Below are 19,049 nucleotides of genomic sequence, written 5' to 3' on the forward strand. Positions count from 1 at the left end.
ACCAGCGGGCAAGGCCGCGGTCCCAACGCCCTTGATGGTCTGTGGCAGAGTGCCGCCGGTCGATCCCTCTGGCTAGCGGTTTTGCTGCACAGAGCGTGGTGGGTTCCTCGTTGGCCGGCTTTGGACCGGGCCCCATCGTTGGCGCCAGCGCGTACCAATAGGTCGCCTGTTCAAGGCCGTCCAGATGACAGGCTAACTTACCCCTGTTCGGAAGCGCTCGTTTCTAGACAGCCTACGACCATGCAGCCACTGCAATCACAGAATAAATTCGGACGGCCTTTTGGACGACCCATTTTGCAAATCAACGCCCGCAGCAGGGGCAGCCGTTTTCAAGCGGTCGCATCGTAATCTGTTCAGACTTTTCGATACGCTCATTGAGTGCGCCGATTTCGGCCCCAGGCCGGTGATGGTGCTGACCACGACGATGCGATTCAGAAGTTGCGAGCACCGCCTAGGAAGTCGTACTCAACGCCAGCTTCGCGCCTTCACACCCGACATCGCCGCCGCCTGATCAACTCGAGAAAGATGGCGGTTGCCGCAACCGACCAGTGCCGTTGGCGGTTATTATCGCTCCCGACCCTCCTTCGCGGGCGCTGGTGAATGGCACGGCCCCGCATTTACACTCCGCGCGGTCAGCCGCTCGGGCAACGCATGGCCGGCCCAGGTATTTCTGCTTCATCGCAAAGATAGAACTGATGAATCCTATCATAGGCCGCGAGGTTTCCTTTCACAGATGAAAGAAAGCTCGATTGACTATGCCGCCTCGCTCCAGTCTTTTGAAAACAACGTGTGTTTGCCCGGGGCAAGCCAATAACATGGCCAAGCCTCGTGGAGGGAGTAGCCAAGCGATGCGTCAGGGCTAGACCCGCTTTGCACTCGACCACACGGCGGCGGCACGAGTTCACGTCGGAGCATTTTCGCGCGTGCCCACGATGTCGCGGCGCACATGCCGCCAGCCTAGATTTGATGGCGCGAGATCGAGGATCACATGCACCACAACATTAGCAAGTCAGAACAGAATGCCCGCGACTGCGGCATATCGCTGCCGAATGCGATAAAGGGTTGTCCAAAGTCCGACACGAATCCTGCGAGTGTGGCATTGCACGAGCGCGCGCTAACCGGCATCTTCGAAATATCGAAAGTACTCGCCGATGCCGCCCGGCTCGAACTCAAGTTGGCCAAGGTAGTCGATCTCCTGCACTCGTTTGTGCAGATGCGGCACGGCATCATCGCTCTCTGCGATGCCGAGGGCGGACTGGACATCACAGTGGCCAGCGGCTGCGGCACGAACGGCAATGAGCCCTCCCGCTCGCGCCTGCCGCGCAACGCCATCGACCAGATTGTGACGACCGACACGCCGCTTGTCGCCGACGACATAGTGATGCATCCGACCTTCACTGCCGCTGATATCGAGGTGCTTGGGGCCTCCGACACCGTGTCGTTCATCGGCGTTCCCATTCGTGTTGATGGGAACGCCATAGGCGCGCTGACTTTGGACCGGGTTTTGGAAAGCAGGTCAAGCTATCGGCTCGACGATGATGTCCGGTTGCTTACCATGATTGCCAACATGGTGGGACAGACAGTCAAGTTGCATCGCTTCTCCGCGGTCGACCGCGAGCGAACGCCGGAGCTGGAACATCGGCTGCAAACGAAATTTTCTGATGTTAAGCACCCTGCACCCCGGCGCAAAAAGGTTCACGTCGAGGGGATGATTGGTGACAGTCCGGCGATAAGCGCACTGCTGGAGAAGATCGCGGTCGTAGCGAAGGCAAAAACCACAGTTCTGTTGCGAGGTGAGTCCGGTACCGGGAAGGAGCTGGCTGCCAAGGCAATTCACGAGTTGTCGCCGCGCGCCAAGCGGCCCTTCGTTAAACTCAATTGTGCAGCGCTCCCAGAGACAGTCCTGGAATCCGAATTGTTCGGTCATGAGAAGGGTGCCTTCACAAGCGCATTCAATTCCCGCAAGGGGCGCTTTGAGCTCGCTGACAAGGGGACGTTGTTTCTGGATGAGATTGGCGAGATCTCGGCCTCGTTCCAGGCAAAGCTACTGCGCGTGCTGCAGGAGCAGGAGTTTGAGCGTGTCGGCAGCAATCAGACCATCAAGGTCGATGTTCGCGTGATTGCCGCCACGAACAGGAACCTGGAAGAGGCGGTTGCAAGGAATGAGTTCCGCGCCGACCTGTACTACCGCATCAACGTGGTTCCCTTGCTGGTACCAGCATTGCGCCAAAGGCGCAGCGATATTCCGCTCCTCGCAGCTGAGTTTCTCAAGAAGTTCAACAACGAGAACGGCTGTACGCTCACCTTCGATCCGCGTGCGATTGAAGTGCTCATGAAATGTGAGTTTCCCGGCAACATTCGCGAGCTTGAAAATTGCGTGCACCGGACAGCGATCCTGGCCGAGGGACTGTCAATCGGGAGAAACGACTTTGCCTGCTCCCAAGGCCAATGCTTTGCCGAGGCGCTGTGGAAGTGCAGATCGGGCAAGGCCGCGCTGCAACCACCGCCGATCCTGTCGGAGTCAGCGAATTTGGCCACGCCGCCGGACGCGGCCGCCAGTTCGGCCGCGACTACAGTCCCGCTTGCCGGCGCAACCCACCCAATTGGGGCGAGGACGCCCGACATAGAGCGCGTCATTGCTGCCATGGAAAGATGTGGCTGGGTGCAGGCAAAGGCAGCGCGCCTGCTTGGGCTGACCCCGCGTCAGATTGGCTACGTGCTGAGGAAATATGGCGTCGAGATCAAGCGTCTTTGAAAGCATGACCCTGGGCATGAGCTGAGCCGCTTAGCGCCGCGCAGCGATGCAGATCCGCGTCCGCGTCAACTCGATTCGACCGAGGACAGCCTGGCCGAATTCCATGTCAGCCGGCGCTGCGACCATTGTGTGAAAGGCAACCCTGCCATCGTCAATCTCGTCCGCCATGTTGCTCTCGTTGCGAGCTCATACGGATGCCCCCTGTGTGACTGAAACGGAGTAAAATATGTCCGATGCAAAACTGCAAACTGTGCTTTCGGCTCTTTCGCAAGTGACACGACAGTTAGATGCTCTGCCGTCCAACGGACCAGCGCCGGACGGAAATTTTATCAAGCTGAATACGAATGAGAACCCGTTTCCGTTGCCGCCAATCATAATGCAAAGTGCAGTGGCGGCCCTCAAGCGCCAGTATCTATATCCGGATGACGACAACTTCAGACTGAGGGAAGCAGCGTCCAGCGCCTATGGCGTTTCCAGGGATCAGGTCATCGCTGGCAACGGGTCGTCTGAACTGCTCGGACTGATCTACAGAGCTTTCCTCGCACCCGGCGACAAGGTTGCGATGATGTCGCCAGGGTTTTCGTTCAACCGCAAACTTGCCATGCTTCAGGGCGCTGAGTTCCTCGAAATCGGATGTCAAGCTCATTCCCTGCCAATGGAGCAATTGCTTTCCGGTCCGGCAAAAGACGCCAAGTTTATTATGTTGGCCAATCCAAACAATCCGACCGGAACATTCCTCCCGATCAGCGATATCGAACGCCTCGTAGCACAATCGGACCGCTTGATTGTCCTTGATGAGGCATACGTCGACTTTGCACCCGATCACGGACTGCGCCTCATCAACCGGTATTCGAACCTTCTGATCTTGAGGTCATTCTCGAAAAGCTATGCCGCCGCCGGCATTCGCGTCGGTTTCGGTTTCGGTCACCCTGAAATTATTGGAAGGCTGCGAAACATCCAGAACGTCTTCAACATGAACGTGATCGGGCATGCCGTAGGTATCAGCGTGCTTGCGCATCGCGGCGCCTACGCAGACAACCACAAGCACATCAAGGATGAACGAGAGCGAGTGACAGTTGCATTATCGCAACTCGGATTTTCCGTAACACCCTCCCGCGCAAATTTCTTGCTGGCCCGTGTGCCCGCGGGACAGGACGGCTCATGGTGGCAAGCAGCATTGGAGAGGCAAAAGATACTTGTCGCGTTTTTTCCGGACAAAGGCTTGGAACACTGTATCCGCGTCAGCATCGGCACAAAAGAGCAGATGGATGAATTTCTTGCTGCCGCTGGCGACATTGCTGGAAGCTTAACGGTGCCAAGCTCCAGAGGCAGGGAAGCGTCAGGCTCTGCTTCTTCGTTACGCTGACGCTAATCGGCGATCACACACATCTCTTCCGACTTGCTGGTGATCCCAGCAAGAAAAACAGCCTGCTTTTAAAATCGGGGACTTAAAGAGTGACAAACGTCTTTCCTTCAAACCTGGCTTTCGGCATCTTCGATCATTTGGATGAGGATGGCCGCGATATAGGCCGGCAGTACGAAGATCGCCTGATATTAGCAGAGGCGTGCGATCAGCTAGGGTTCTATGCCTATCATCTCGCAGAACACCACTGTACTCCCCATGGGAGAGGTCCATCGCCGAATCTGTTCTTATCGAGCGTCGCCCAGCGCACCCGGCGCTTGCGTCTCGGACCCTTGGTGATGCTGCTTGCGCTTTATCATCCGCTGCGTGCGTTCGAAGAGATCTGTATGCTGGACCAGTTGAGCGGTGGCAGGCTCGAACTGGGCATAGGGCGCGGTGCTCTCCCGACCGAATTGGGCTACTTCGGGATTGGTGCGGACGCGGTGCCGGGCCGTTATGCCGAAGCCAGCGAAATTCTTATGCAAATACTTGTGAATTCGAGGGAGGTCGGCACGCTATGCTATCAAGGCCGCCATTTTGATCTCAATGACGTTCCTTTGACGCTAAGACCTCATCAGCGTCCACATCCGCCCACATGGGTCGCTGCCAATCGACCCGAGTCCACAGCTTGGGCCGCTGCGAATGGAACAAATATCGCGTGTGTAGGACCTTCCTCTTCTGTTCGCAAAACTACTGATGCGTTCCGCGCCTATCGAGAGGACAACGCAGGCGGGGGGGATCAAGGGAGATTTGTCGGATTGCTCCGCATGGTCGTGATTGGGCGTTGTGACACACATGCCTATTCGCTCGCGGCACCTGCTTACGCACGCTGGCTCAAGAGCTTCCAATTCCTTTACGAGCTTAACGCTATCCCCACTCCACCAAACTTGCCGCTAACCTTCGATGCGGCAGTCGAGAGTGAATTGTGCGTGGTAGGATCAGCAGAGTCTGTGCGAAAAGCTCTGCTAGATCAGTTGGAAGAGGCAGGTGCCAACTACCTGCTTTGTCAAATGGCATTTGGAAATCTGCCGCTAGATGCTTCCCTTTACACCGCGAGGACCATTCAATCCGAAATCATGGCTCGACTTGGCTGACCATGTGCTCGAGCTTGCACGTGGTGGGGTGGGCAATCGGGAGGAGGCCAAACTGACGACGAGCAGGCGGCACAGAATACCAGCTTTGTGCGTTGGCTGGCGTCTGGGCCATCGTGTGAACATGCACGATCCTAAGGAGAGGGTAGCCGAGCGCGTCACGATGCCGGCACGCGTCTGCTCGTCGCGCTGGCGCTAGTCGTTGCCCATAGCCAGCCGCAGGAGGTTCTTCTCGCCCGGGGCGGCGTCGGTGCGGCGCCCACTAATCCAGCTTCATCAGCGGCCCGTCGGTGGCAAAGCCGTCACTCGCTACGGCGCTATTGAGGGCGCGCTCGCGAGCGGCTTTGCGACGCCCAGCCAACACCTCCAGCGAGCTCGCCCGATGATGGTGGTGCACCGCGGTCGGATACGATGCTGGAGGAAATCGTTCGCAGCCGGTCTTCACGAATTGCGAGGAGTGCTCGTTCTTGAATGCTGGCTGCTGGCCGGATGCGGTGGCCTGAGTGGTCTGCCGACACGCCCGAAAGTCAACGCCACTACCACAAGGCCGCCAAGATGTCAGGTCTGAGAGCCAGCTTGGACGGTGGTATCGTGTTCGGGAAGGTCGTCGAAGGAGGCGTAGTTGAGATAGTAGAGTTTGGAATACAGGCCGCCCATGGCTATTAACTCATCGTGGTTGCCAGTCGCAATAACTTGGCCATTCTGAAGCACGATGATGCGGTCGGCCCCCCGGACCGTGGCGAGACGGTGGGCGATGACGAGGCCAGTCCGCCCTTCAAGCAGCTTGATCAGAGCCTTCTGAATCTGCAATTCCGTGTAGCTGTCGATATTGGCGGTAGCTTCGTCGAGCACGAGGATCTTGGCGTCAGCGACGAGGGCGCGGGCGAAACTGATAAGCTGGCGCTGGCCGAGAGATAAGTTGTCGCCGCGTTCGCCAAGTTGGGTCTCATACCCGTCGGCGAGGCTCATGACGAAGTCATGCGCGCCGACAGCCTTGGCCGCCTCGATCACCTTGTCGCGCGTGGCTTCCGTCTTCTGGTATCGAATGTTCTCGAAGACCGTCCCGGTGAACAGGAATGGCTCCTGCAGCACCATGGCGACCTGGCGGCCGAGCGATTCCTGGGTGAGGTCGCGTACATCATGTCCGCCGACCAGCACCTGACCCTGCTGAACATCATAGAAGCGGTGGACCAGGGCCATCGCACTCGATTTGCCAGAACCGCTCGGTCCGACTAGTGCGACCGTCTCGCCCGGATTGACCTTGAACGAGACATTTTTCAGAACCGAACGGTTCGGATCGTAGCCGAAGGTGACGTCCCTAAACTCGACCGAGCCGTCCATTTCGGGCGAAAGCACCTCGGCATTGGGTTTGTCCTTAACATCGATCTTGACGTCGAGCACATCCGTCAGGCGCTTGCCTGAGGCCATGGCGCGCTGCATGACCGAATATTGCAGGGTGAGTGAGCGGATCGGGTCAAAGAAGCGCTGGATGTAAAATAGGTAGGCTACCAACACGCCCACATCTATACGGCTATTCATGACCATCGAGCCGCCGACCACAATAACGGCGGCCAAGGCGAGGCCGGTGATGCCATCGACGATGGGCACCATGACCAGTGCATATCTGGCAGCGATCAGGTGGGTCCTGAGGTTGGCATGGGCCCGATCGTCAAAAAGACTGAAATTCACCTGCTGGCGGTCCATTGACTGTATGGTCCGCACGCCGTGAATGGCTTCGGCCAGCGCGCCATTGACGACGGAATTGGTTTCGTGTGCAGCCATGAAGGCGTCGCGGGCACGCGGCAACCAGACAATGCGGACGATCACCAGGATCGGCAGAACCGATAGCGTCAGGAGGCCGAGGCGAAAGTCGAGCCACAGCATTACGAAAACGATGCCGAAGAGAAGCGCAACATCGCCTAGGGAATATACCGAGGTTTCCAGGAACTCCTGTATGGAGTTAACGTCGCCTTGCAGGCGCGACATCAGGCGTCCGACCTCGGTCTTGTCCATGAAAGAGAGCGAAACCTTTTGCAGATGGCCAAACATGGCGCGGCGGATGTCGAACAGGACAGTTTCGGCCATTTTCCCATCCAAGGCTTCCTGCATGTAGCCGGCGGCGAAATTGACCAAAATCGCCGAAAGGAACGCGCCGACGGCCGCAAGCTGGGCTGAGCGATCGGGCCTTGCCGGGTTCATGCCGAGGTCGATCGCGTAGCGGATGATCAAGGGGATGAGAAGCTGCGTCCCGGTGAAGATCAGCATCGCGACAATCGTGACAACTACCTTTGCCCGGTAGGGATGGACGAAGCCCCAGATGCGACGGAGGATGCTCTTGTCGAAAGCCCGGCCGAACATCTCCTCCTCGATCCGGTGCGAGCCGACGACCGCGCGCGGAGGGCGTCTCCCGTCGTCAGGTTCGGCTTCGAGTTCGCCGCGGCCCTGGTCCATCAGCGGGCGCCCCCATCCTGGCTAATAATGCTATCACCCGGGCACGTCTGGAGATCGTAAAGGGCCCTGTAGCGTCCCCGCTTCGCCAGAAGCTCTTCATGCGTGCCGCGTTCTACGATTTCGCCGTTATCGACAAAAAGGATTTGATCGGCATGCTTAAGCGCACTCAGCCGGTGCGCGATGATGATCGTCACCCGATCCTTTGCGAAGCGCCGCATCGCCGCGCGAATGCGCAGCTCGGTGCCGGCATCGATCGCGGCCATCGAGTCGTCGAAAATGATGACGGAGGGGCGCAGCATCATGGTGCGAGCAATCGTGAGACGCTGGCGCTGGCCGCCAGAGAGAGAAACGCCGCGTTCGCCCACGACCGTCTCATACCCTGCCGGGAGCCCGAGGATGTAGTCGTGGAGCTGGGCGAATTCTCCAGCGCGTTCAATTCGCTGTCTCTTCGCCCAGGGATCGCCATAAGCGATGTTGTTCTCGATCGTTGTGGTGAATAGGAACGCATCCTGCTGTACAACCGCGACCGCCTTGCGAAGGCTCTCGAGGGTGACATTGCGTATGTCCTGGCCGTCCAACGTGATGGCGCCACCGGTCACGTCGTAAAAGCGGGGGACCAGATGAGCCATCGTCGATTTGCCGGAACCCGGCGGACCGACGATCGCGATCGTCTCGCCTCTCCGGGCCTCAAAGCTGAGGTTCTTCAGAATGGCGCGGTTTTCGGCGTTGGGGTAGGCAAATGAGACATTGTGGAAGCGCAGAGTGCCGTCACTTATCTCAAGCGGTCTGGCCTCGAGAGCATCCCTGATGGTGATCTCCTGATCGAGGAGACCGAAAAGCCGCGAACCGCAGCTAGAAGCGCGGGCAAACGCATTGACCATGAGACCGATCTGGCGGACTGGCATTTGCAGCATGGTCATGAAGGTCAGGAAGGTCGCCATGGTTCCGACGCTGATCTCGCCAGCGACGAGCTTGTTGCCACCGATCCCAAGCACCAATCCCATTGCGAAAAAGTAGGACAAGGTCATCGCCGACGTGTTGGGTACGTAGATGTCAACGAGATCGTTGGCGAGGTCGAGCGCGTTCTTGGAAGCGCCGTCGAACTTCAGCATCTCATAGGATTGAGCCGCAAAAGCTCGGACCACACGGATACCTGCGAGATTTTCCTTCATCACGCGGCTTAGTACCGAAAGGCGCTCATAGAGGTCGAGCCAGGTGGCGCGCAGCTTAAGCTGTGTGGTCGATGAGCGCCAAGCGACAAAAGGCACGAAGCTGAGCGCGGCCAAGCCGAGCACGGGATCGGTCGAGATCATCATGTAAGCGCCAATCCCGATCAGCATCGTCAGCAGGAGCACCCGCATGAGCCCGGTGGAAAAATACATCCGCACGCCTTCGAGATCGAGCATTCCGGCGGTTATCAGATCGCCTGAATGGGCCCGGTCGTGAAAGGAAAAGCTGAGACGCTGGATCTTGTCGTAGTAGGCGAGCCGCAATTCGTACGCGACATGATGCCCGACGGCTTCGGCAAAATAGTTCTGCGCCATCGTGAAAACGCCGCGTAGCGCGCTGACGGCGAGCAGCAGGAGAGCCGGGGCCCAGAGCGCTTGTCCTGCCGCAGCCCCCGCGACACCGCCCCCGATAGCTGTCTGGGTCTGGTCGACAGCCCGGCCGAGAAGCTGGGGAATGAGCAACTGGAGGATTGCCGCCATGATCGTCGAGCCCATAGCGAGGGCAACCTGCCACGGATGGCGCAGATTCATACGCGTGATGCGCAACAGCGTACTCAAATCCCGGCCCCAGCGCGCCGCTTCAACATGGGCCAACGAATTCAGTGCGTTCGTTGCGCCGCTGACAGCTTCACTGTTCACGGGTGTATTCCCGACTGCATTTTGCGCCTTCGAGGAAAGCCGAAGCAGACATCATCAAAGGCATCCGCCATTGTTAATCCCGTCCTCAACCTGCAGCCGTGCCCGTTCCCACAAGCCGAGCCGCCGCTTGACTTAGTGGCATGTCGATCACCGTGATTCCGCTTGCCGCAAGAAAACGCGCTTCGTTTCTGGTCAGGGTTTCCGCGTCCATTACGGTGCAATAGGGACCGCGGGAGCGCTTCATGATCTGTCTGGCGTAGGTGCGCAGCATCTGATCGTTGAAGCGGCAGCCAACGAAGAAAAATCCACGGGTGATGCGCCGTTCCTTCACAGCGTCTGGGATCGGTGTCTGGATATCAATTTCGGACAGGACTTCGACGTAGTCGGAATCTGCGACGAGAAAGTTTTGCGCGGGCTTAATACTCCCGTGAGGTGAATAGAGAACCGTCTTGGCCCCCAATCGGGGGTCGAGCTCCCTCCCGGACAAATCGTAGGTTTTCGTCCAAATGTTGCCGATTTCATTCGCGCGCGTGACGCCTTGTATCTCAACGACGTCCGTTCGGCCGGTCTCTACCAGAGCCGTGCGCACCGCGCTGTCATACCAGCTGTCGATGATGAGGGAGAGTGGCAGCCTTGCGAGCCAGGCGTGGAAGGGGGTCGGCCCCACCGGCGCTGCGAATATGTCGGTCATCCAAGCTTGAAGCGTCCGGCGATGCCGGCGCTGTTCGATGAACTGTGCAACCGACCACATATTGGTGCGGATCCTGGAAGGGGCTGGAGCCCGTGCATTGAGTGCCGCGGCAACAACCTCCGGGGTATGCGGCACAGGCGGTTCCACACAGTTCAACTCAAGAAGACCCGGACCGAGATAGGGGATCACCTCATCGGCGGCGAGCGCTTCCTTCGCCAGGTCAAGCAGCTTTTCAGCAAAACTGTCCCGCACAATGACGAGGTGGCCCGATGTCAGGATCGTGTTCATCTCGTTTCCTCGCGACGCACCTAGGGGCAGCATCAGCCCTCTTCGGAAATCTTCCTTGCCTCGACGGTGATCGGCAGACGCGTATCGTGTGGGAGATCGGGTAGGAGGAGCCGCCACCCGTTCCTGAGCGTGACCGTTCCGCCCCACAACTCTTCCTTCTCGAGTTTGATGATCGGCTCTTCGAGGTCCTTTTTGGGGACATACGCTGACAAACCAGCATCGGTCCTGCGGATCATGACTTTCATCTGGCCGTCCCTTCATTGGTATTGCTTTCAGCACTGCAGGGCGCCTCGGCCTCGTCGAGGCTCATCAGTTCACGCGCTCGCATACCGACTACGGTGCCACGGTCGATCCACTCGACCGCATAGATGAAGAACTGCTGGAGAAAGGTGCCAATGTCGCGCACATATCCCTCGTCCCCCTTCCGCACGAGATTTTCGCCGATCTCCCTGCCAGGATAGGTGCCGTCATTCTTTATGTGGCGAGTGGCACGTACCCGCTCTCCCGGCATGAATCGTGGAGGCCTGCGGATTTCGATCTCCTCTTCGCGTCCGAGCGACATGTCCGTTCCCTGATTTCTCTTGCGGCTGAGATTGCGAACAAGGCGTTCCAGGCGTCCTGCGTAGGCAGCCCCCAACCATGTCGGCAGTCCAATGTCCGTTACGCAGGAACGCAGGTCTTCGGCACCGGACATACCGAGGCACATTGCTGCGCATCGAAGACCCCCTCGCATTCGGTGCACTTCTGTGACTCGATCACGTAGCTCTCGCCTTTGAACTTGATCGCGCCGGAAGGACATTCGAATTCGCAGGCGCCGCATTGGGTGCATTGGGATGCGATGATCTTGAAAGCCATTTTAACTCCTGGTCCGAATGAATGAGACAGCTCAGGCCGTCGCCGCGAGTGTGGGGGTCCCAGATGCGGCGATGTAAATCGCGCTGATTGCTGTCTCGATATAGTCATGGGCACAGGCGTCGGTGGCTCTGATTCCAGCCTCCGCGAGCTGATCCTGCGGGCAATTTCCAATCTTGGCGCACAGCACGATATCTATGCCTTGAAGCGCTGCGATGACGCCATCGAGGGCGGCTTCTGCGCCCCAGCCGCCAAGGCAATACTTGTCCACCTTCCGATGCCCGACGAAGCTGATCCCTTTCAGCGAGGCTTGATAAACCTGGAATTCCTTCGCATGGCCGAAATGCTCATTGACGCGGCCGCCGCCCTTGGTCGCCACCGCGAAGAGAAGGGACTTGCCGGGGCTCGCTGCCTTGACCAATCCGATCGCTTCTCTCCTAGCCTCGACGTGATCACGGCGCTCCTCCGCGACCAGCTCCCGATAGGCCTTGCGTTTGCTGGCATCGTAGGTGACCTCGCCGGGAATCCGGTCGACTGTGAATTCCTGGCCACGATCTTCTCCGAGCAGGCCCACGGCATCTGCCCGGCACTGCCGGCAGTGGCGCATCAACTGGGCGCCGTTTTCGACACGATCCTGAAGAGCCTTCATCTCCATTGCGTTTGGGCCGCGCTGCCCGCTCAGACCGTAGTGCGTGCCGTGGGCCGGGTCCGAAATCAGCGGCATAAGGTTGTGCAGGAACGCGCCTCGCTCCTTAATCCATCTATTCACCTCGATCAGATGCTCATCATTCACGCCCGGGATCACCACCGAGTTGATTTTGGTGAGGATGCCCCGCGCGGTCAGCATCTCCAGGCCCAACATCTGCCGCTGGTGCAGGATCCGGGTGGCTTCAATGCCGACGTAGCGGCGATGATCGTGAAAGATCCAAGGATAGATCTTTGCACCGACCTCAGGGTCGACCATGTTGATCGTGATCGTCACGTGATCGACATTCATGTCAGCAAGCTCATCGACATGGTCGGGCAGCGCCAGCCCATTCGTGGATATGCAAAACTTGATGTCTGGGATTTCCCTGGCGACCCTGGCGAAGGTCGCCTTCGTCTTCTTCCAGTCGTAGCAGGCGTCGCCCGGTCCGGCGATGCCGAGCACGGAAAGCTGCGGCACCTCATTGGCGACCGCGATCACCTTGCGTAGAGCCTGATCGGGCGTCAGCTTTTCAGAGGCCACCCCGGGCCGGCTTTCGTTGGCGCAGTCATATTTGCGATTGCAGTAGTTGCACTGGATGTTGCAGCCCGGCGCGACCGCGACGTGCATACGCGCGAAATAGTGATGCGCCTCTTCTGAAAAGCAGGGGTGATCCTTGATCTTCTCCCAGACAGCCGGATCCGTGTCGTCGGGCTTTGTCGACGAGCCGCAGGACGAAGACGCGCAGCCCCCGAGTTTCATGGTGCCAAGCAACTGGTCACCGAATGTCGTGCTGAGGCTCTCAAGCGAAATTGCCGGTGCAGACATGAACGGCTCCGTTGCTGCGTGATGTCGCAGTTCAAAGCGCAAGAGCTATGCCAGCCCAAAGAGCTGTTTCGGTTCATTGAATAGGCTTCCCGTGTCACATTCCTTCGGATTGCTCCGACACACCTGTCGGGCTTACGACAGTGGACAGGCAAATAGGGTCGCGAGGCTAGCAGCCTCGGGCGCGCAGAGTGTGAGCGAGACCACTCCGGGCTGCTTACGCTTGACGTCATCACGACGTCCCGAATTTCTTAACCTTGATACCATGCCGGCGCAGGGCGTAGCCGATTATCCAGGGCGTGAGGCCAGGATTACGAGCCGCCCTGGCAAAACCCAACCGGCCTTGTCAATCGCGTCGATCAGCCACTAGCGTTCCGTCAGATGCGGGCGACAAGCGGCATGGTTCGGACGCCGGCCGTAAGGGGAGATACCTTGCTGCGGAGGCGCCAATGCGACTGGCCGGCAGCCGCAATCCGCTCGATCTGGTACAGCCTGTGGTATGAGGCGGCGAGTGCCTGATTGAGGTGCGTGGGTGTTGCCGGCAGTGGCGGCAATCTCCGGCTCTCCTTCAGCGTCCAGACGACGACTTCTCCATCACCCGTCTGCAGAAACGTGGGCAGGACGTTCACGACAATTGCCCAGCGTATGGCGAGCGTAATCTCCAGCTCGCTTGGCGCGGTCAGCACCTTCACATATCGTAGAGTCCCTGAGCGCGGTATCTGCTTAGGGCATGCGTGCGCCGGTCATCCGAATTTAAAGAGGATTCCGAAACCGCCGCGTGGATAGTTCCACTCGATCTCACCACTCGTCTCGCACAAAATCCGGCAGGTGCCGCACTCCATGCAGCCGTCGGCAGTGATCTCCACTTGACCCTTGTCGTTCAACTCATAACATTTCGCCGGGCAGACGTGGGTCAGCGCAAGCAAATTCGCGCTCGGCTTCTGGTGCGGTCGCACTTTGATGTGCGGGCGGCCGGAATCCACCAAGTAGCGGTTCTGGTAAAGCTTGTCCTCGACACGTGACTTCGTCGCTGCGCTGGTCATATCGTCTCCCCTCAGCGCCACGCCAATGCAAGGCGGACCGCGTCGCTGACCAGCCCCCAGCGCGAGCGCGCCTTGATGAAGGCCGCCGTGGTCACCTTTTCCTTCTCGATCTTCGGCGTGCCGTCGACACGCATGAAGTTCTGCGCAGCTTGCGACATCAACCGCGGATAAGTCGTGAAATAATTGCATGAATTGGTGTGGAGCAAGGCCGGCATGTCTTTGTATTTCCTCAGGTCCTTGACCACGAAGGACTTGTCCAGCATGGCTTTGTAAAGGGCGAGATTCCGTTTGTTCATCGGACCGTTGCGGCTCTTGACCTCGACGATTGCCTCAGCCGCAATGCGGCCGGAGGTCATGGCGAGGTTTGAACCCTCGCGGTGAATCGCGTTGTTCAGTTGCGCGGCATCGCCGACCACGACCCAACCATCGCCAAAGAGCTGCGGAATAGCCTTGTAGCCGCCTTCGGGAATGAGGTGTGCGGAATATTCTTTCACTTCCGAGCCGGCGATCAGCGGCCGGATCGAAGGATGGCTCTTCAAGGCATCAAGGAGAACGTAGGGGCTCTCGACCATCGCGGCAAAATCGGAGACGAGGCAGCCAATGCCCAGTGAGATGGACTCCTTGTTGGTATAGAGGAAGCCGAGCCCGGCCATGCTGCGGGAGGTCGTGCCCACCGCCTCGATCACGCAGCCCTCATCGCCCTTTACGCCGAACCGCTGCTCAATGACCTCTTCGGGCAAGAAATGCATTTCCTTGACGGCGAGGGCCACGACTTGCGGCTTTGGCATCTCGCGCAGGCCGGCTCGAGTGCCAAGCAGTCCGCAGACACCTTCTGCGAGAACGACCACGTCCGCGTAGATGGCCCCGCCCGCCCGGTCTGTGCGGACGCCGATCACCCTGTCCTTGGCATCACGGATGAGTTCCGTCACGGTCGTCTCGCACAGAACGGTCGCGCCGGCCGCGCGCACCTTACGCGAAAACCATTTATCGAACTGGGCACGGATGATCGTGTATCGGTTGGGCTTCGCCTCATTGAAGTCGTCCGACCTATAGTGAATCCCGGTATGGGATGTGTCGTCCATCACCCAAAGCCGCTGTTCAACCAAATGCCGCTCGAGAGGCGCATCATCCCGGAAATCCGGGATGATCTTCTCCAGCATGTTCGCGTACATGATGGCACCCTGGACATTCTTGGAGCCCGGGTATTCACCCCGCTCCAACTGCAGCACCTTCAGGCCATGGCTGGCCATGGTGTAAGCAGCTGCGTTTCCGGACATGCCTGCCCCAACAACAATGGCGTCGAAGTTTTCCTCGATCATGTCCATCCCCTTAGCTCGAAAGCTTATCGCGACTGTGGGGCGACAGCCGCCGGGTGAAGGCTTCCGTCAGTGCGGGCAGGAAGCGGATCGCGTCGGTGACGATTCCGAGGTGAGCGAAATCGAAAATCGGCGCGTTCGGGTCGGTGTTGATGGCCACGATGAGATCCGCCCCCTCCACGCCAACCCGATGCTGGACGGCGCCGGAAATCCCGGCCGCTATGTAAAGCTTCGGCCGGATCGTCTTGCCAGTTTGGCCGATCTGCCGATCAGCTGGCATCCAGCTCTTCTGGACTAACGGACGCGAACAGCCGTGCTCGGCGCCGATTGCTCGTGCGAGGTTCTTCACAAGCTGCAGGTTCTCCGCCGCGCCAAGACCAAGGCCTCCCGCAACCACGACGTCGGCATAGGCAAGGTTTGCCTTCGCCGACTGATTGTCCGGCAGGAAGCCGAGGACTTTGGTAGCGATCTCGTCCTCGGCAAGCGAAAGCTTGTGCCGGATGACACGCCCGACCGGTTTATCCGTCCGCTGCGGCATGGGCATGACCCTCGGCCGCACGGTCGCCATCTGCGGGCGGAAATTGAGCGTATAGATCGTGCACAACAAGGAACCGCCGAAAGTCGGACGCGTGGCGGCGAGCGAACTGTCGGTATCTACATCGAGTTCGGTGCAGTCGGCCGTGAGCCCCGTCTGCAAGGTCGTCGCCACGGAGCCGGCAAGATCCCTGCCCAGTGTGGTGGCACCGAGAAGAAGGATTTCGGGTTTGTGGGTATCGACCAGATCCGTCAACGCCTTGGTGAAAGGTTCATTCCGATAGTCGGCGAGCAGGGGCGCCTCGGCGATGTAGACAAGGTCAGCGCCATACGCGAATGCTTCGGCAACGGCGTTCCCCACGGCCTCTCCCGGCGGTCCAAGCACGACACCTGCAAGCTGGACCTGAAGCTTGTCTGCTAAGTTGCGGCCTTCGCCGAGCAGTTCGAATGATACCGGATGGACCTCGCCACGTTCGAGCTCGATGAAAACCCAAACGTGCCGATAGTCCTTGAAATGGGCGGGCAATTCCTTCTTTATGCCGGCGCGGCCGGCGGCAGGGCGAGGGGTTTCTCCGTTCGCGGTCGACATCGTTTTGCTCCTTGCCGTCACGCGCCGCCGTTAAAGGCGAGCTCATGTTCCAGCGCCGGCTGGCGGGTGAAGATTGCGGTGATGAGTTCGTCAGCGACATCGCGCAAGGCCTTCTCGGCGGTGTCGATTTGTGCCGCCTTTTCAGCTCGAGCAGGAGGGGCGAAAACACGTTTGACGACCGTCGGTGAACCGCGCAGGCCGCATTTGGTGAGATCCTCAATGCCGGCGTCGGCCGCGCTCCATTTCAAGACCTGGCTGCGCGCGGCGCACAAGGCGTCCTGGATCGAGCCCCGGCGGATCTCGTTTGTGCCTTCCAGCATGGTGATGAGGCAAGGGAGCCTGCTCTTCAGCATCTGTGTGCCGCCTTCGGAACGGCGCTCGACCTTGATCTCGCGTGCAGCAAGGTCGACAGAAGGGATCTTCGCGACATAGGTCAGTTGCAGGAGTCCGAGGCGCTTGGCGATGCCGGGCCCGACCTGGGCGGTGTCGCCATCGATCGTCTGCTTGCCGGTGAAGACGAGGTCTGGCGTGCCGAACGTCTCGCCAATCTTCGCGATTGCCTGGGAAAGGGCGAACGAGGTTGCCAGCGTGTCGGAGCCGGCAAAATAGCGGTCGGTCAAGAGCACCGCTCGGTCGGCGCCGTAACCGAGCGCCTTGCGCAGCGCGTCCTCTGCCATGGGCGGACCCATGGTGAGCACAGTGACTTCGCCGCCATGTGCGTCGCGCAGTCTGAGCGCTTCTTCGAGGGCGAACAGGTCGTAAGGGTTGATGATGGTCGGAACACCCTGGCGCATGATCGTGTTCGTGACCGGATGGACCCTTATCTGTGTCGAGTCCGGCACCTGCTTGATGCAGATTACAATGTGCATTGGCGGTTTCTCTAGGCTCCTGTCCGGGTCCGGCATTGCGGTTATCTCCTTTGTCCGCATTATTCGTGCCAAGTCTCTTGCGCTCCCCCTTTCCTACAACTTCGGCTGGTTGCTTCTGACGGCGCTGTGGTGATGACCGCATTTGGCGGCTGCTCGACATTGTCGCGTCGCACCCTTGTCGCCGATCATTCCCGTCCGAACCGCTTCAGTACCGAGTCGAACGGAACAAAGGTGTGACCCGGCGCGGCAGGTTTGTTCGGATCGTGGTCCTTGAGCACCTTGAAAATCCGATGCGTGAGCGGCGAGGAAATCGCAAAGTCCTCGTAAGCGCGTTCGAGCGTCGCGCGCACCCTCGCGGCAATCACCTGGTCGGGCAGACCGGAGAAATCTTCTTCGGCGAGGTATTGGCCCACACGCTTCATGATATGGAGCCGCGAGACATTCAGTACCTTCGGGTCATAGGCGACGCCTAGGACTGAGAAGAATTCCTCTGCAGCCGACAAGCGCTTCAGTCGTGCGAGGATGTCGGTGACATCCATGGGGCGGCTGTCAGCGGAACAATTCATTGCATTCTTCCTGGTCGCAAAACTGTGGCCTCTGTGCGCTCGCGCACGGCTGACTTGGACCCGCACAGCTCGATGAGGGATGCCTCGCTGCACATTCCATCGTAGAGCTCGACCAGTCGAGTTGCAGTTACGGTCGATTTGGTCTCGGCCGCCTCGCGTCGGACGCGGGCCACCATCGCGGCTGCCAGATCCGGGTCGAGATCGCGACCGCTTTCGCTCAGCACATGGGCAATCGCAGTCGCGCCGGAATGCTTGCCGATGACGATCCGCCGGCAGCGGCCCACGAGAGTCGGATCGAGCCCCTGATAAGTACGCGAGTCCTTCAGCAGCCCTGCGACGTGAATGCCGGATTCGTGGGTGAAAACATCGGCGCCGACGACCGGCTTAGTGGCTGCGGTCTGCCGGCGGGCGGCCCAAGCCACCTGGGCGGCGAGGCCGGGCAATGCGGTCAGCTCAATGCCGGTGTCTGCGCCGTCGAAGACTGCCATTGCGGCGGCCACCTCCTCCAGCGCGGCATTGCCCGCACGCTCGCCGAGCCCCAGGACGGTGACGGAGGCATGGCGCGCGCCTGCGCGGATCGCCGCCAGCGTGTTGGCGCCAGCAAGTCCGAGATCGTTGTGCGCATGAAATTCAAGGTCGATTGGAGACTGCACCACGAGCTGGGCGACAAGTTCGAAGGTCGAAAACGGGTCGAGAACACCGACTGTGTCGGCCAGCCTCACGCGGCTTGCGCCGGCGCGTGCGGCCGTCTCGATGACGCGGGCGAGATGATCCCGATTGGCCCGCGAGGCATCCTCGCAGCCCACCGCGACGAAGAAGCCGGCATCGGCGGCGCGCCTGACCATATGATCGATGACCTGGAGCGCTCCCGCCTTGTCGAGGCCGAGCTTGGCGGCAAGTTGGATGTCCGACGCAGGCAGCGACAAATTGACCGCTTGGACGCCGCTCTCGATCGCTGCATCGAGATCCAACGACGTCATCCGGCACCAGGCCATGAGCCGAACCGGAAGACGCCGCGCTACCACGGCGCGAATTGTTTCCATCTCGTCGACGCCCATGACCGGCGTGCCGATCTCGATCTCTGTCACGCCAGCCGCCGCAAGAGACTCAGCGATCTCCAGCTTTTCCGTCGTGGTGAAGGCGACGCCCGGCGCCTGCTCGCCATCGCGCAAGGTCGTATCGTTGAGGGAGACATGACCGGTCATGACAGGCAGCCTGTTCTTC

General features: G+C 59.5%; 17 protein-coding genes. 3 read left to right on the plus strand and 14 right to left on the minus strand.

Annotated elements, in window-relative coordinates; all coding sequences use genetic code 11:
* Window positions 1-988 precede the first annotated feature (988 nt).
* The 3 genes from nifA to X757_RS1000000166900 all read left to right on the plus strand — a co-directional run bounded on the left by nifA (window position 989) and on the right by X757_RS1000000166900 (window position 5,251).
* Window positions 989-2,755 (plus strand): nif-specific transcriptional activator NifA, encoded by a 1,767-nt coding sequence (gene nifA / locus X757_RS143145; RefSeq protein ID WP_050593961.1) that lies wholly within the window; start codon window positions 989-991, stop codon window positions 2,753-2,755.
* A gap of 226 nt (window positions 2,756-2,981) precedes the next feature.
* Window positions 2,982-4,121 carry a histidinol-phosphate transaminase gene (gene hisC / locus X757_RS143140; RefSeq protein WP_023727112.1) on the plus strand — a complete coding sequence of 380 codons (1,140 nt, stop codon included), beginning with the start codon at window positions 2,982-2,984 and terminating at the stop codon, window positions 4,119-4,121.
* Window positions 4,122-4,210: 89 nt separating this feature from the next.
* Window positions 4,211-5,251, plus strand: coding sequence for an LLM class flavin-dependent oxidoreductase (locus X757_RS1000000166900; RefSeq protein WP_031194208.1), 1,041 nt, complete (start codon window positions 4,211-4,213; stop codon window positions 5,249-5,251).
* A 555-nt stretch (window positions 5,252-5,806) separates the two neighbouring features.
* Here X757_RS1000000166900 and X757_RS143130 read toward each other — a convergent pair.
* The 14 genes from X757_RS143130 to nifV all read right to left on the minus strand — a co-directional run bounded on the left by X757_RS143130 (window position 5,807) and on the right by nifV (window position 19,030).
* Complete coding sequence (locus X757_RS143130; RefSeq protein ID WP_023727113.1) at window positions 5,807-7,699, minus strand: ABC transporter ATP-binding protein; 1,893 nt, start codon at window positions 7,697-7,699, stop codon at window positions 5,807-5,809.
* Window positions 7,699-9,567 carry an ABC transporter ATP-binding protein gene (locus tag X757_RS143125; protein WP_023727114.1) on the minus strand — a complete coding sequence of 623 codons (1,869 nt, stop codon included), beginning with the start codon at window positions 9,565-9,567 and terminating at the stop codon, window positions 7,699-7,701. Before X757_RS143125 ends, X757_RS143130 begins: the two co-directional genes overlap by 1 nt.
* A gap of 85 nt (window positions 9,568-9,652) precedes the next feature.
* On the minus strand, window positions 9,653-10,546 hold the full coding sequence (locus X757_RS143120) for an SIR2 family protein (RefSeq protein ID WP_023727115.1): 894 nt from the start codon (window positions 10,544-10,546) through the stop codon (window positions 9,653-9,655).
* A gap of 32 nt (window positions 10,547-10,578) precedes the next feature.
* Window positions 10,579-10,791 carry a putative nitrogen fixation protein NifT gene (gene nifT / locus X757_RS143115; RefSeq protein ID WP_023672220.1) on the minus strand — a complete coding sequence of 71 codons (213 nt, stop codon included), beginning with the start codon at window positions 10,789-10,791 and terminating at the stop codon, window positions 10,579-10,581.
* A complete protein-coding gene (locus X757_RS143110) occupies window positions 10,788-11,108 on the minus strand; it encodes a nitrogen fixation protein NifZ (RefSeq protein WP_023672219.1) in 321 nt (106 codons plus the stop codon). Before X757_RS143110 ends, nifT begins: the two co-directional genes overlap by 4 nt.
* Window positions 11,109-11,206: 98 nt before the next feature.
* Window positions 11,207-11,401 (minus strand): 4Fe-4S dicluster domain-containing protein, encoded by a 195-nt coding sequence (locus tag X757_RS143105; protein WP_023672218.1) that lies wholly within the window; start codon window positions 11,399-11,401, stop codon window positions 11,207-11,209.
* 31 nt (window positions 11,402-11,432) lie between these two features.
* Window positions 11,433-12,911 (minus strand): nitrogenase cofactor biosynthesis protein NifB, encoded by a 1,479-nt coding sequence (gene nifB, locus X757_RS143100; protein WP_023708818.1) that lies wholly within the window; start codon window positions 12,909-12,911, stop codon window positions 11,433-11,435.
* A 374-nt stretch (window positions 12,912-13,285) separates the two neighbouring features.
* Window positions 13,286-13,600, minus strand: coding sequence for a hypothetical protein (locus X757_RS143095; RefSeq protein ID WP_023727116.1), 315 nt, complete (start codon window positions 13,598-13,600; stop codon window positions 13,286-13,288).
* Between the two features lie 51 nt (window positions 13,601-13,651).
* Entirely contained in the window at window positions 13,652-13,951 is a 300-nt protein-coding gene (locus X757_RS143090) for a ferredoxin family protein (protein ID WP_023687351.1), read from the minus strand.
* Between the two features lie 11 nt (window positions 13,952-13,962).
* Window positions 13,963-15,270, minus strand: coding sequence for an FAD-binding protein (locus X757_RS143085; protein WP_023727117.1), 1,308 nt, complete (start codon window positions 15,268-15,270; stop codon window positions 13,963-13,965).
* A 10-nt stretch (window positions 15,271-15,280) separates the two neighbouring features.
* Entirely contained in the window at window positions 15,281-16,390 is a 1,110-nt protein-coding gene (locus tag X757_RS143080; RefSeq protein ID WP_023685019.1) for an electron transfer flavoprotein subunit alpha/FixB family protein, read from the minus strand.
* Window positions 16,391-16,407: 17 nt separating this feature from the next.
* Window positions 16,408-17,259 carry an electron transfer flavoprotein subunit beta/FixA family protein gene (locus X757_RS143075; protein WP_023727118.1) on the minus strand — a complete coding sequence of 284 codons (852 nt, stop codon included), beginning with the start codon at window positions 17,257-17,259 and terminating at the stop codon, window positions 16,408-16,410.
* Window positions 17,260-17,444: 185 nt separating this feature from the next.
* On the minus strand, window positions 17,445-17,825 hold the full coding sequence (nifW, locus tag X757_RS143070) for a nitrogenase stabilizing/protective protein NifW (RefSeq protein ID WP_023687348.1): 381 nt from the start codon (window positions 17,823-17,825) through the stop codon (window positions 17,445-17,447).
* Window positions 17,822-19,030, minus strand: a complete 1,209-nt coding sequence (gene nifV / locus X757_RS143065; RefSeq protein WP_023727119.1) for a homocitrate synthase — start codon at window positions 19,028-19,030, stop codon at window positions 17,822-17,824. The genes nifW and nifV overlap by 4 nt, the downstream gene beginning before the upstream one ends.
* Between the last annotated feature and the right edge of the window lie 19 nt (window positions 19,031-19,049).

This window comes from Mesorhizobium sp. LSHC412B00 (assembly GCF_000503035.1).
GTDB lineage: Bacteria > Pseudomonadota > Alphaproteobacteria > Rhizobiales > Rhizobiaceae > Mesorhizobium.